General features: G+C 60.0%; 12 protein-coding genes. All 12 read left to right on the top strand.

What is annotated here, in order from left to right:
* Positions 1-36: 36 nt before the first annotated feature.
* Positions 37-1,530, top strand: a complete 1,494-nt coding sequence (locus tag HNR38_RS09460; RefSeq protein ID WP_183702796.1) for a CoA-acylating methylmalonate-semialdehyde dehydrogenase — start codon at positions 37-39, stop codon at positions 1,528-1,530.
* 87 nt (positions 1,531-1,617) lie between these two features.
* On the top strand, positions 1,618-2,784 hold the full coding sequence (locus HNR38_RS09455) for an acyl-CoA dehydrogenase family protein (protein ID WP_183702793.1): 1,167 nt from the start codon (positions 1,618-1,620) through the stop codon (positions 2,782-2,784).
* A 14-nt stretch (positions 2,785-2,798) separates the two neighbouring features.
* Positions 2,799-3,578: an enoyl-CoA hydratase gene (locus HNR38_RS09450; RefSeq protein ID WP_183702790.1), complete on the top strand. Its 780-nt coding sequence runs from the start codon at positions 2,799-2,801 to the stop codon at positions 3,576-3,578.
* 16 nt (positions 3,579-3,594) lie between these two features.
* On the top strand, positions 3,595-4,668 hold the full coding sequence (locus HNR38_RS09445; protein ID WP_183702787.1) for an enoyl-CoA hydratase/isomerase family protein: 1,074 nt from the start codon (positions 3,595-3,597) through the stop codon (positions 4,666-4,668).
* 20 nt (positions 4,669-4,688) lie between these two features.
* Complete coding sequence (gene mmsB, locus HNR38_RS09440; protein ID WP_183702784.1) at positions 4,689-5,576, top strand: 3-hydroxyisobutyrate dehydrogenase; 888 nt, start codon at positions 4,689-4,691, stop codon at positions 5,574-5,576.
* Between the two features lie 131 nt (positions 5,577-5,707).
* Positions 5,708-7,351, top strand: coding sequence for an AMP-binding protein (locus tag HNR38_RS09435; RefSeq protein ID WP_183702781.1), 1,644 nt, complete (start codon positions 5,708-5,710; stop codon positions 7,349-7,351).
* A gap of 2 nt (positions 7,352-7,353) precedes the next feature.
* On the top strand, positions 7,354-7,779 hold the full coding sequence (locus HNR38_RS09430; protein ID WP_183703361.1) for a PaaI family thioesterase: 426 nt from the start codon (positions 7,354-7,356) through the stop codon (positions 7,777-7,779).
* Between the two features lie 79 nt (positions 7,780-7,858).
* Positions 7,859-8,665, top strand: a complete 807-nt coding sequence (locus HNR38_RS09425) for an ABC transporter ATP-binding protein (RefSeq protein ID WP_183702778.1) — start codon at positions 7,859-7,861, stop codon at positions 8,663-8,665.
* A complete protein-coding gene (locus HNR38_RS09420) occupies positions 8,662-9,384 on the top strand; it encodes an ABC transporter ATP-binding protein (protein WP_183702775.1) in 723 nt (240 codons plus the stop codon). The genes HNR38_RS09425 and HNR38_RS09420 overlap by 4 nt, the downstream gene beginning before the upstream one ends.
* A gap of 71 nt (positions 9,385-9,455) precedes the next feature.
* The gene (locus tag HNR38_RS09415) at positions 9,456-10,667 is read left to right on the top strand and encodes an ABC transporter substrate-binding protein (protein WP_183702772.1); all 1,212 of its coding nucleotides are present in this window, start codon (positions 9,456-9,458) and stop codon (positions 10,665-10,667) included.
* A gap of 105 nt (positions 10,668-10,772) precedes the next feature.
* Entirely contained in the window at positions 10,773-11,660 is an 888-nt protein-coding gene (locus HNR38_RS09410) for a branched-chain amino acid ABC transporter permease (RefSeq protein WP_183702769.1), read from the top strand.
* 2 nt (positions 11,661-11,662) lie between these two features.
* On the top strand, positions 11,663-12,658 hold the full coding sequence (locus HNR38_RS09405) for a branched-chain amino acid ABC transporter permease (RefSeq protein ID WP_183702766.1): 996 nt from the start codon (positions 11,663-11,665) through the stop codon (positions 12,656-12,658).
* The last annotated feature ends 235 nt before the right edge of the window (positions 12,659-12,893 follow it).

Genomic DNA, 12,893 nt, shown 5'->3' with positions numbered 1-12,893 from the left:
ACACTCCCGTATAACAACAAACAGGGAAGCCCAGTCATGCAGAAAGTCCCCCAGTTCATTGCCGGTGAGTTTGTCCAGAGCAATACCACCAACTGGATTGATGTCACCAATCCCGCAACCAATGAGGTTATCGCCCAGGTGCCCTGTGCGACACCGGACGAGATGCGTAAAGCCATCGACAACGCCGGAGAAGTGTTCAAGAGCTGGAAGGAAACGCCGGTTTCTGAACGCGCCCGGGTGATGATGCGGTATCAGGCCCTGCTCAAGGAGCATCACGACGAGATTGCCGAAATCCTGTCCCAGGAGACCGGCAAGACGTTTGACGATGCCAAGGGCGATGTCTGGCGCGGCATTGAGGTGGTTGAGCACGCCGCCAATGTGGCCTCGCTGATGATGGGCGAGACCGTGGAAAATGTGGCACGGGAAGTGGATACCCATTCCTGGACCCAGCCGCTGGGCGTTTGTGCCGGTATTACGCCGTTCAACTTCCCGGCCATGATTCCGCTTTGGATGTTCCCGATGGCGATTGCCTGCGGGAACACCTTCGTGCTCAAGCCCTCTGAGCAGGATCCGCTGACGCCCATGCGCCTGGCCGAACTGTTTGAACAGGCCGGTGCCCCCAAAGGCGTGCTGCAGGTGGTTCACGGTGCCAAGGAGCAGGTGGACACGCTGCTGACTGATCCGGCCATCCGCGCCATTTCCTTTGTCGGTTCCGTGCCGGTGGGGCAGTACATTTACGAAACCGGCACCCGCCATATGAAACGGGTGCAGAGTTTCGCCGGTGCCAAGAACCACATGGTGATCATGCCGGATGCCGACAAACAGCAGGTGCTGAATGCCCTGGTGGGGGCCTCCGTGGGCGCGGCCGGCCAGCGCTGTATGGCCATTTCCGTGGCGGTATTCGTGGGTGAGGCCCAGCAGTGGATTCCGGAACTGAAGGAAGCCATGGCGAAGGTCCGCCCCGGAGCCTGGAACGATTCCGGAGCCAGTTATGGTCCGATTATCAGTGCCAAGGCCAAGGACCGGATCGAGTCCCTGATCGCCACTGGTGAGTCCCAGGGCGCCAAGCTGTTGCTGGATGGCCGTGGCTGCACTGTTGATGGCTTGCCGGATGGTAACTGGGTCGGGCCGACGCTGTTCAGCGACGTGACGACCGAGATGGATATCTACAAGGAAGAGATCTTCGGCCCGGTCCTGTCATGTATGAACGCAGACAATCTCGGTGAGGCCATCGAGCTGATCAACAACAGCCCCTATGGCAATGGCACCTCCATCTTCACCAACCACGGTGGCGCTGCCCGCCGCTTCCAGCATGAAATCGACGTCGGTCAGGTGGGTGTGAACATCCCCATTCCGGTGCCCCTGCCGTTCTTCTCCTTCACGGGCTGGAAGGGCTCTTTCTACGGGGACCAGCACGCCTACGGCAAGCAGGCGGTGCGTTTCTATACCGAGACCAAGACGGTCACTTCCCGCTGGTTCTCAACCGAAGCGGCTTCCTCCGAGGCCAATTTCTCCATTCAGCTTCGTTAACAGCGTTGTCGGTGAGGCGTTGGCCGGACTCCGGTCCGGCCTTTTTACGGCCTCACCCCGGCGCCCTGACAGAACAGGAGCCTGGTCATGGACTTCAACCTGAATGAAGACCAGATTGCATTCCGGGATGCCGCCCGGGCCTTTGCTGAAAAATCCATGGCACCCCATGCCGCCCGGTGGGACAAGGAGCATACGTTTCCGGTGGACGTTCTCCGGGAAGCCGGGGAAATGGGGTTCATGGGCATGTACACCCCCGAGTCTCTCGGTGGCATGGGGCTGTCCCGCCTGGATACATCGGTCATCGTCGAGGAACTGGCCGCTGCCTGTCCCTCCACTGCGGCCTATATCACCATCCACAACATGGTGAGCTGGATGGTGGCCAGCTTTGCGTCCGATGATCTCCGTCAGGACGTGGTTCCGCGCCTGGCCAGCGGCGAATGGTTGGGGTCCTATTGCCTGACCGAGCCCGGTGCCGGTTCGGATGCCGCCAGTCTGCGCACCCGTGCGGTCCGTGACGGCGACAGCTATGTGCTCAATGGCAGCAAGATGTTCATCTCCGGTGCCGGCGGTACCGACATCCTCGTGGTGATGGCCAGAACCGGCGAGGCCGATTCCGGCGCCCGCGGCATTTCCACGTTTGTGGTCCCGGCCGGGGCAGACGGCATTTCCTACGGCAAGAACGAAGAGAAAATGGGCTGGCACAGTCAGCCCACGCGTCTGGTTACCTTTGAGGATGTCCGCATACCGGCGGCTAACCGGGTTGGCGAGGAAGGCGAGGGCTTCGCCATTGCCATGAAGGCTCTGGACGGTGGCCGCCTGAATATCGCTACCTGCTCGCTTGGTGGTGCCCAGTCGGCGCTGCTCCGGGCCCGAAACTACCTGCACGAGCGTCAGCAGTTCGGCAAGCCGCTGGCGACCTTCCAGGCCCTGCAGTTCAAGCTGGCGGATATGGCTACCAACCTGGTTGCCGCCCGCCAGATGGTACGTCTGGGCGCCTTCAAGCTGGACAGTGGTGATCCTGAGGCCACGCTCCACTGCGCCATGGCCAAACGCTTTGCCACCGATACCTGTTTTGAGGTGGTCAATGAGGCCCTGCAGCTGCACGGGGGGTACGGCTATATCCAGGAATACCCCGTTGAGCGCCTGCTGCGGGACCTGCGGGTGCACCAGATCCTCGAGGGCACCAACGAGATCATGCGCCTGATCGTGGCCCGCCGGGTGCTGGAAGACGGCGTGGCTGAAGCCATCCAATAACTGGGGAAGAGACAATGAGTGACCTGATCAAACTCGAGAAACGCGACCATATCGCCATCCTGACCATTGCCAATCCGCCGGCGAACACCTGGACAGCCGATTCGCTGAATGCCCTGACCGACACCATCGAGGCGCTGAACGCGGACCGCAACATCTACGCCCTGGTGGTGACCGGGGAGGGGGAGAAATTCTTTTCCGCCGGCGCCGATCTCAAGGCCTTCGCCGATGGTGATGTAGGCAATGCCAGTCAGATGGCGCAACTGTTCGGCCAGGCCTTCGAAACCCTGGTGAAGTTCCGCGGTGTTTCCATCGCGGCGGTCAACGGCTACGCCATGGGTGGCGGACTGGAGTGTGCCATGGCCTGCGATATCCGCATCGCCGAAGAACATGCCCAGATGGCCCTGCCGGAATCCGGTGTCGGCCTGCTGCCGTGCGCCGGTGGAACCCAGAACCTGCCCTGGCTGGTCGGCGAGGGCTGGGCCAAGCGCATGATTCTCTGTGGTGAGCGGGTGAAGGCCGACAAAGCGTTGGCGATCGGGCTGGTGGAAGAGGTGGTGCCGTCCGGGAAAAGCCTGGAAAAAGCCCTGGAGCTGGCCGAAGGTGCCTGTCGGCAAAGCCCGTCTGCCATTTCCCGTTGCAAGCAACTGGTGATGAGTGCCCGGGATGGTCGCAGCCACAGCGATGGCTGGCGCATGGAGCGGGAACTGTTCGTGGAACTGTTCAGTACCGAAGACCAGCGTGAGGGCGTGAATGCCTTCCTGGAAAAGCGCCAGCCTGAATGGAAAAACCGCTGATTACCGGGGAGATCCCATGAGCGACCAGACTCTCGTTTTTGAAGAATGGAAAACCCCGGGTGACGGCTGCATTGCGGTGGCCCGGCTGAATGCCCCGCGCAGCCTCAACTCGCTGTCCCTGGAAATGATCAACCTGCTGCGCCCCCAGCTCCAGCGCTGGGCGGAAGATCCCCGCGTCAAGGCGGTTTGGCTGGAATCCGAAGGCGATAAAGCGTTCTGTGCCGGTGGCGACATCGTGGCTCTGTACCGGAGTATGACCGAGTCTGGCAGCGCCGGTGAGGGAGAGCGATTCTTCACCGAGGAATACCAGCTCGATTACCAGATTCACACCTTTCCCAAGCCGATCGTGTGCTGGGGCAATGGTATTGTCATGGGCGGGGGGATAGGCCTGATGGTCGGCGCCTCGCATCGGGTGGTCACCGAACACTCCAGGCTGGCCATGCCGGAGGTGAATATCGGCCTTTACCCGGACATAGGGGCGGGCTGGTTTCTCAACCGCATGCCCGGGCACACCGGGCTGTTTCTGGGGCTGACTGGTGCCCGTATCAATGGCCCGGACGCCCTGTTTACCGGCATGGCTGACCGCTTTATCCGGCACGAGCTTAAAGCCGAGGTGATCCAGGCCCTGACCCGCGCTGAGTGGCAGGGGCAGCCGGCTCATGTGGTGGTTGGCAGTGTGCTGCGCCAGTTCGAGCAGCACAGTGCCGGAGCCATGCCGGAATCGCCGGTACGAACCCATTATGACGACATCAATCGGGCGGTGGATGCCGACACCCTGGAGCAGGCCGTCCATCAGTTGATGGAACTGGCAGGCCGGGATGACTGGCTGGGCAAAGCCACAAAAGGGCTGGCCGGCGCCTCGCCGACGTCCATGGCCCTGATGTGGCGGCACTACCATCGCAGCCGCCTCGACAGTCTGGCCCAGGTTTTCGACAAGGAACTGGTGCTTTCCTGCAACTGTCTGCGCAAGGGCGAGTTTGCAGAAGGCGTGCGGGCCCTGCTGATCGACAAGGATCTGCAGCCCCGCTGGCGTTACCCTACTCTGGCGGAAGTGGACAGCGACTGGATTGACGACTTTTTCAGCGAATGACAACAACAAGGAGAAGCAACATGGCCAAGATTGCATTTATCGGGCTGGGCAACATGGGTGGCCCCATGGCCAGCAACCTGCTCAAGGCCGGTCACGATGTCACGGTGTTTGATCTCTCGAAGGATGCTGTTTCAGCTCTGGTTTCTGACGGTGCGGCCACTGCGGACACGGCCCACGATGCAGCCAATGGTGCCGAATGCGTGATCACCATGCTGCCGGCGGGGCAGCACGTGGAAACCGTGTACCTGGGTGAAAACGGGCTGTTGTCGGCACTGCCTGCCGGCACCCTGGTCATTGATTCCTCTACCATTGCACCGGAAACCGCCCGGGGTGTCGCCCAGGCCGCCACGGAAAAAGGGCTGGCGTTTATTGATGCCCCGGTCTCCGGCGGTGTCGGTGGTGCCAAGGCTGGCACGCTCACGTTTATCTGTGGCGGCGAGGAGGAAACCTTCAACCGGGCCAAGCCGATTCTCGATGCCATGGGCAAGAACATATTCCTGGCAGGGCCTCACGGTGCCGGACAGGTGGCCAAAATCTGCAACAACATGCTGCTGGCGATTCTGATGGCCGGCACCAGTGAGGCACTGGCGCTGGGGGCCAATAATGGTCTGGATCCGGCGGTCCTGTCAGAGATCATGAAACAGAGCTCCGGCGGCAACTGGGCTCTGAACGTCTATAACCCGTGGCCCGGGGTCATGGAAGGTGTGCCCGCTTCCCGGGACTACCAGGGTGGTTTCCTGGTCAAGCTGATGACTAAGGACCTCGGGCTGGCCTTCGATAACGCTGTGAAGCAGCAATCCTCCATCCCCATGGGCTCCCTGGCTCGCAACCTGTTCCAGTTGCACGCAGGGCAGGGCAGTGCGGATCTGGATTTCTCCAGTATTCTGAAGCTCTACAAGCCGGAGTGAAGGCAACAAAGGGGCGGACCATGGTCCGCCTCTATTTTTGGTCAAAGGTTTACCTTTACGTAAAGTGTAGCCTGTGCTAAACCAACAATCTGAGATTGTGCAACCGAAGACAACAAGAACAGGAGTGTACGATGAGCCTTCCGCAATACAGCGATGTCTACAACAACTTTGATGCGGCTGCCCTTGAGGCGGAAATCCTGGATGGAAGCCTGACCGGCGGACTGAATGTCTGTCATGAAATCTGTGATAAATGGGCTGCGGACCCGGCCCGGGTTGCGCTCCATTACGAAACCGTGGACGGCGGTGACGGTTCGATGACCTTTGCCGAGCTCAAGGCAGCCTCCGCCCGTTTTGCCAATTATCTGAAATCCCTGGGTGTCCAGAAGGGCGACCGGGTGGCGGGGCTGCTGCCCCGGGGCCCGGAACTGCTCATCGTCATCACCGGTACCCTTCGCCTGGGCGCGGTTTATCAGCCCCTGTTCACTGCCTTCGGTTCCGGTGCAATTGAATACCGTCTGGAGCGTGCAGGTACCCGCCTGGTGGTGACTGATCCGACCAACTATCCCAAGCTGAATGACGTCAAGGGCTGCCCGCCGGTGCTGTGTGTGAATGCCGCTGAGGCCGGCGCTGATGTGCCCGATTTCGAACAGGCGCTGGCCGGTCAGTCAGACCAGTGCGAACCGGTCATGGTAACCGGTGATGATCCGTTCCTGCAGATGTTTACTTCCGGCACTGTCGGTAAGGCCAAGGGTGTGGCCGTGCCGGCGCGGGCGCTGATGGCTTTCTACGTGTATATGCGCTATGCCATTGATCTGCGCGATGACGACGTATTCTGGAACGTGGCCGACCCGGGCTGGGCCTATGGCCTGTATTACGCGGTCGTCGGTCCGCTGCTGATGGGCCATGCCACCCATTTCAATCCCAACCCGTTCACGCCGGAAACCACCTACGACATGATCCGCAAGTACGGCATCACCAACCTGGCGGCGGCGCCGACGGCCTACCGCCTGCTCAAGGCCAACGACCAGGTGCTGCCTGAAGGGGAGAACCTGGGATTGCGGGTGTGCAGCAGTGCCGGTGAGCCGCTGAATCCGGAAGTGGTGAACTGGATTGCCCGCCGCCACTACTGCCCGGTCAAAGACCACTACGGCCAGACCGAAACCGGCATGACCTGCTGTAACTTCCATGGTCTGGAGCACCCGACCCGGGAGGGCTCCATGGGGTACTCCTCGCCGGGGCACCGGGTAGTGGCGCTGAATGAGCGCAACGAGGAAGTCGGGGAGGGCGAAATTGGCCAGCTGGCCGTGGACATCAAGTCGTCGCCGCTGTTTCATTTTGATGGCTACACCTGGGGCGAAAAGGACCCGTTTGTGAACGGCTACTACCTCACCGGCGACATGGTGGTCTGTCATGGCGATGGCAGCTACTCCTTCAGCGGCCGGGATGACGACATCATCACCACCGCGGGCTACCGGGTCGGGCCCGCCGACGTCGAAAGCACCTTGCTGGAGCACGCCGCCGTAGCCGAATCCGGGGTGGTGGGCAAGCCGGACGAGAAGCGAGGCTCGATCATCAAGGCCTATGTGGTGATCAAGGCCGGCCAGGAGCCCGCCGAGGAGCAGGAGCTGAAAGATGAGCTCCAGGAACTGGTGCGCCGTCGCCTGTCGACTCACGCCTTCCCCCGGGAAATTGAATTCGTCGAGGAGTTGCCCAAGACGCCCAGCGGCAAGATCCAGCGGTTCATTCTGCGGGATCAGGCCAAGGGTGAGGCTTGAGCATGGTAATCACCTTCGAGCAACTGCAGGCTTTTCTCGAGGAGCAGTTTCCCCAGGGGGCCGCCTACGGCTCCCTGGAGGCACTCGGGGATGGCTGGGCCGAGATGAAGCTTGAGGTGGATGAGGAGCATCTGAGGCCCGGAGGAACTGTCTCCGGGCCGGCGATGATGGGGCTGGCGGACGTGACCATGTATGCCGCCCTGCTCAGTCGCATTGGCCTGGTGCCGCTGGCTGTGACCACCAACCTCAACATCAACTTTCTGCGCAAGCCCGTGGCGCATGCTCCGATCCGCGCCAGAGCCAGTTTGCTCAAAGTGGGGCGGACCATGGGTGTGGGTGAGGTCTCAGTCTACTCGGAAGGTGTTGAGGAGCCGGTAGCTCACTCCACCATGACCTATTCCATTCCGCCCGAAAAATATCGCAATTAGCTATTGACGTTTACGTATACGTCAATCTAATCTGTCCAGTAATTAGAGAATACAACAATAACAAAAGGTGAACTGGCTCATGAGTGAACAGTACGTTCTCGAGACCCGTAACCTGGTCAAGGAGTTCAAGGGGTTTGTCGCCGTCGATGACGTCAATCTCCAGATCCGTCAGGGCGACATTCATGCCCTGATCGGCCCGAATGGTGCCGGCAAGACCACTGTGTTCAACCTGCTGACCAAGTTCCTGCCGCCGTCCCGCGGGCAGATCCTGTACAAGGGCGAAGACATCACGGCCCTGAAGTCCGCAGCCATAGCCCGTAAGGGGATTGTGCGCTCGTTTCAGATTTCGGCGGTGTTTCCCCATATGACCGCCCTCGAAAACATCCGCGTTGCCCTGCAGACGTTTGAAAACACCTCTTACAGCTTCTGGAAATCGGGCAATTCCCTGCACAAGCTCAACCAGCGGTGTATGGAGTTGCTGGATGAGGTGGGCCTGGCGGGCTTTGCCAATACCACCACGGTGGAACTGGCCTATGGCCGTAAGCGGGCTCTGGAGCTTGCCACCACCCTGGCCATGGAGCCGGAAATCCTGTTGCTGGATGAGCCAACCCAGGGCATGGGGTCTGAGGATGTGGATCGGGTTGTGGAGCTGGTACGCAAGGCCGCCAAGGGGCGCACGGTACTGATGGTCGAGCACAACCTGAGCGTGGTCAGCAAGCTCTGTGACCGGATTACCGTGCTGGCCCAGGGGGCCGTGCTGACCGAAGGCGACTACGCCACGGTCTCGGCTGATCCGGCCGTGCGCGAGGTCTACATGGGCTCCGATGGCAGTGGTGAACGCGGCGTAGCCGCGGAGGATAACCAGACCGTGGAGGCGGCCCAATGAGCAGCAATCCGGACCGCGAATACGAGCAGCTTCGAATCTCCGGGTTGCACGCGTTTTACGGGGAGTCCCATATCCTGCACGGGATCGATCTGGAGGTGAACCGGGGCGAGCTGGTGACCCTGCTGGGGCGCAACGGCGCCGGTCGTAGCACCACCCTCAAGGCCATCATGAACATGGTGGGCCGGCGTACCGGTTCGATCATGATCAACGGCGAAGAAACCATGCAGTGCGCTCCCCATCACATTGCCAGGTTGGGTGTCGGGTATTGCCCCGAACATCGGGGCATTTTTTCCTCACTCAATGTCCAGGAGAACCTGACCCTGCCGCCGGTGGTGCGCAGTGGCGGTATGAGCCTGGAAGATATCTACACCATGTTCCCCAATCTCTACGAACGCCGCTTCAGTCAGGGCACCAAGCTGTCCGGCGGTGAGCAGCAGATGCTGGCCATGGCCCGAATCCTGCGCACCGGCGCCAATATGCTGTTGCTGGATGAGATCACTGAAGGGCTGGCGCCGGTCATCGTGGAGAAGCTGGGGGAGGTCCTGGTTGCCCTCAAGAACAAGGGACTGACCATTGTTCTGGTCGAGCAGAATTTCCACTTCGCCGCCCCGCTGGCCGATCGCCATTATGTGGTCGAGCACGGGCAGATTGTGGAAGAAATCAGCGCCAATGAACTGAGTGCCAAGCAGTCGGTGCTGGACAGCTATTTGGGGGTCTGATCCCGGATAGAACAAGAGCAAAAAACCAACAATAACCCGAACCAACGCAAGACAGTAGCGGAGAAACAACAATGACAATGACCAAAAAGCTTCTGACCTCAGCCGTTGCATCAGCTCTGATGGTGGGCGCAGCCCAGGCAGAAATTACGGACAACACGGTCAAGATCGGTTATCTGGCTGACATGTCCGGTACTTACCGTGACCTGGCAGGGCCCAATGGCCTGGCCGCACTGGAAATGGCGATCAAGGACTTTGGTGGCAAGGTGAACGGCGCCAAAATCGAAGTGGTCAGCGCCGACGATCGTAACAGCCCGGATGCCGCCTCAAGTACCGTCCGTCGCTGGGTTGAGAACGACAATGTGGACATGGTAGCCGGCCTGGTCGCGTCCTCGGTCAGTATCGCTGTCAGCAAGATTCTGGAAGAAAACGACAAACTGGGCATTGTGTCCGGCTCCGCCGCATCCAGCATCACCAACGAACACTGCACTCCGAACCACATTCACTATGTCTACGACACCTATCCGCTGGCCAACGGTACCGCCAGTGCGGTGGTCAAGGAAGGGGGGCAATCCTGGTATCTGCTGACTGCCGATTATGCCTTCGGTCATGCCCTGGAAGGGGACGTGACCCGGGTTGTCGAGGAAAACGGTGGTGAGGTGATCGGCAAGGTGCGTCATCCGTTCCCGACTCAGGATTTCTCCTCCTTTATCCTCCAGGCCCAGGCCTCTGGGGCTGACGTGGTGGGCCTGGCCAACGCCGGTGCCGATACCACCAACGCCATCAACACTGCCAGTGAGTTCGGTGTGACCCAGTCCGGCCAGACCCTGGCTGCGCTGCTTCTGTTCCTGACCGATGTGCACGCGCTCGGGGCTGAAACCGCGCAGGGTATCCAACTGACCACCGGCTGGTACTGGGACATGAACGACGAGACCCGCGAGTGGTCCGACCGCTTCATGGAGGAGACCGGCGTTCGTCCGACCATGGTGCACGCCGGTATCTACTCCAGCACCCTGCAGTACCTGAATGCGGTGGCGGCCACCGGGTCTGACAATGCCCAGGCGGTACGCGAGCAGATGATGGACACCCCCATCAACGACATGTTCGCGAAAAACGGCCGCATCCGTGAAGACGGCCGTATGGTGCACGACATGTACCTGGCAGAGGTGAAGACCCCCGCCGAGTCCAGCAGTGACTGGGATCTTTACAAGATCCTGCGGACTATCCCGGCCGACCAGGCCTACCGTCCGCTGTCCGAGAGCAAGTGCGATCTGGTCAATAACTAAGCGTGTCGGTTGCCGGTCACTCTCCCGTCAAGGGCGGGTGTCCGGCTCCCCTCAGGACGAGAGCCCAACAAAAACAACGTCTGCGCTGCTTCTGGAGTAAGCACCATGTCCATGATTTTCGGCGTCCCCCTCGCTGTGTTGTCCGGTCAGTTGCTGATCGGGGTCATCAACGGCGCTTTTTACGCCCTGCTAAGCCTTGGTCTTGCGGTTATCTTTGGCCTGTTGAAGATCATCAATTTTGCCCACGGCGCCATGTATATGCTGGGTGCCCTGGTGACGGTTGTCCTGTTTGACGCTCTGGGCATCAATTACTGGGTTGCCCTGTTCCTGGTGCCGATTATCGTGGGTGCCTTCGGGATGCTGATCGAGTATTTCCTGCTGCGCCGGATCGCCGGTCAGGATCATATCTACAGCCTCCTGCTGACCTTCGGTGTCGCCCTGATCATCCAGGGGGTGCTGACCAACATTTACGGGGTGTCCGGCCTGCGTTACACCATGCCGGACATCTTCAAGGGTGGGGTCAATCTCGGCTTCATGTTCCTGCCTTACTACCGTGCCTGGGTGATCGTTGCCGCCCTTCTGGTGTGTTTCGGCACCTGGTTCATTATTGAGAAAACCAAGCTGGGTTCCTATCTTCGGGCCGGGACCGAAGACTCCCAGTTGATGCAGGGGTTCGGTATTAACGTGCCTCTGCTGATCAGCCTGACCTACGGCTTCGGTGTCATGCTGGCGGCGTTCGCCGGTGTGCTTGCCGCGCCCATCTACTCGGTAACACCGGTTATGGGGTCGAGCATTCTGATCGTCGTCTTTGCCGTGGTGGTCATCGGCGGCATGGGGTCGATTGGTGGCGCCATCATTACCGGTATTCTGATGGGGGTTGTTGAAGGCCTGACCAAGACCTTCTACCCCCCGGCGTCGTCCGCCGTGATTTTCCTGGTCATGGTGGTGGTGCTGATGTTCCGGCCCACCGGACTGTTTGGTAAGGAGGCGTAACCATGAACCAGCCAATCAAGTCCACCGATATCCACCAGTCGATCCTGGACGATCAGAAGTCACAGGACCGTCGCAAGATGATGATCAACGGCGTGTTGCTGCTGGTACTGCTGGCCGCGCCGCTGGCCATCTACCCGGTCTTCCTGATGAAGATCCTGTGCTTCTCCCTGTTTGCAGTGGCGTTTAACCTGCTGTTTGGCTTTACCGGCCTGCTGTCCTTCGGGCACGCGGCCTTCCTGGCCGCCGGCGGCTACACCACCGGTTATCTGCTCAGCAACTACTCGGGCCTGGGCACGGAAATGGGCATCATCGCCGGTACGCTGGTGGCCACCGGCCTGGGGCTGGCGTTCGCCCTGCTGTCGATCCGCCGACAGGGCATTTACTTCGCCATGGTGACCCTGGCGCTGGCGCAACTGGTGTTCTTCTTCTTTGTGCAGTCCGAGTTCACCGGCGGTGAAGACGGCATGCACGGGATTCCCCGCGGCGAGCTGTTCGGGCTGGTCAGTCTGGAAGACAACCTCAACATGTACTACTTCGTGCTGGCGGTGTTCATCGCCTGCTACCTGCTGGTGCAACGTGTGGTGGGCAGCCCATTCGGCCAGGTGCTCAAGGCCATCAAACAGAACGAACCCCGGGCCGTGTCCCTGGGCTACAACGTGGACCGTTACAAGATCCTTGCGTTTGTTCTGTCTGCCGCTCTGGCGGGGCTGGCGGGCTCAATGAAGTCCGTGGTCTTCCAGCTTGCCTCCCTTAACGATGCCCACTGGCATATGTCCGGTGAGGTTATCCTGATGACTCTGGTTGGTGGCATGGGCACGCTGCTCGGCCCGGTGGTGGGTGCCACCTTCGTGGTGAACGTGGAATACCAGCTGTCGCAGGGGCCACTCCGGGACTGGGTAGACCCGATTCTGGGTGCCATCTTCGTGCTCACGGTCCTGGCTTTCCGCAGCGGTATCGTGGGTGAGATCCAGAAATTCATGCGCCGGAACCTGAGTTAACCGCATCTGACCGTTATCTCTTGCTCAAAAGCCACCTCTCGAGGTGGCTTTTTTTTGCCCGGTGCGGGCAGGCAAACCTGTTTCCTGAACTTCCGTCCCGGTAAGTTACTTTAATGTTGTGTAGCTATTCGTTGCAGATTGTAATGGTATGTAGCTAAATGTTTGGTCATACTGCCTTGAGTATAAAAAAACATTTTTTATAAGTACTGGGCTTTAACGCCCTTCAAATGTTTTA

Origin of the sequence: Marinobacter oulmenensis, assembly GCF_014201735.1 — a bacterium.
In the GTDB taxonomy this organism is placed as follows: domain Bacteria; phylum Pseudomonadota; class Gammaproteobacteria; order Pseudomonadales; family Oleiphilaceae; genus Marinobacter; species Marinobacter oulmenensis.
This window is presented reverse-complemented; position numbering and strand designations above follow the sequence as displayed.

Coding starts and splice junctions, on each gene's coding strand:
- HNR38_RS09405 (WP_183702766.1), top strand. CDS start 11,663: ATGAACCAGCCAATCAAGTCCACCGATATCCACCAGTCGATCCTGGAC.
- mmsB (WP_183702784.1), top strand. CDS start 4,689: ATGGCCAAGATTGCATTTATCGGGCTGGGCAACATGGGTGGCCCCATG.
- HNR38_RS09450 (WP_183702790.1), top strand. CDS start 2,799: ATGAGTGACCTGATCAAACTCGAGAAACGCGACCATATCGCCATCCTG.
- HNR38_RS09410 (WP_183702769.1), top strand. CDS start 10,773: ATGTCCATGATTTTCGGCGTCCCCCTCGCTGTGTTGTCCGGTCAGTTG.
- HNR38_RS09445 (WP_183702787.1), top strand. CDS start 3,595: ATGAGCGACCAGACTCTCGTTTTTGAAGAATGGAAAACCCCGGGTGAC.
- HNR38_RS09455 (WP_183702793.1), top strand. CDS start 1,618: ATGGACTTCAACCTGAATGAAGACCAGATTGCATTCCGGGATGCCGCC.
- HNR38_RS09435 (WP_183702781.1), top strand. CDS start 5,708: ATGAGCCTTCCGCAATACAGCGATGTCTACAACAACTTTGATGCGGCT.
- HNR38_RS09420 (WP_183702775.1), top strand. CDS start 8,662: ATGAGCAGCAATCCGGACCGCGAATACGAGCAGCTTCGAATCTCCGGG.
- HNR38_RS09425 (WP_183702778.1), top strand. CDS start 7,859: ATGAGTGAACAGTACGTTCTCGAGACCCGTAACCTGGTCAAGGAGTTC.
- HNR38_RS09460 (WP_183702796.1), top strand. CDS start 37: ATGCAGAAAGTCCCCCAGTTCATTGCCGGTGAGTTTGTCCAGAGCAAT.
- HNR38_RS09430 (WP_183703361.1), top strand. CDS start 7,354: ATGGTAATCACCTTCGAGCAACTGCAGGCTTTTCTCGAGGAGCAGTTT.
- HNR38_RS09415 (WP_183702772.1), top strand. CDS start 9,456: ATGACAATGACCAAAAAGCTTCTGACCTCAGCCGTTGCATCAGCTCTG.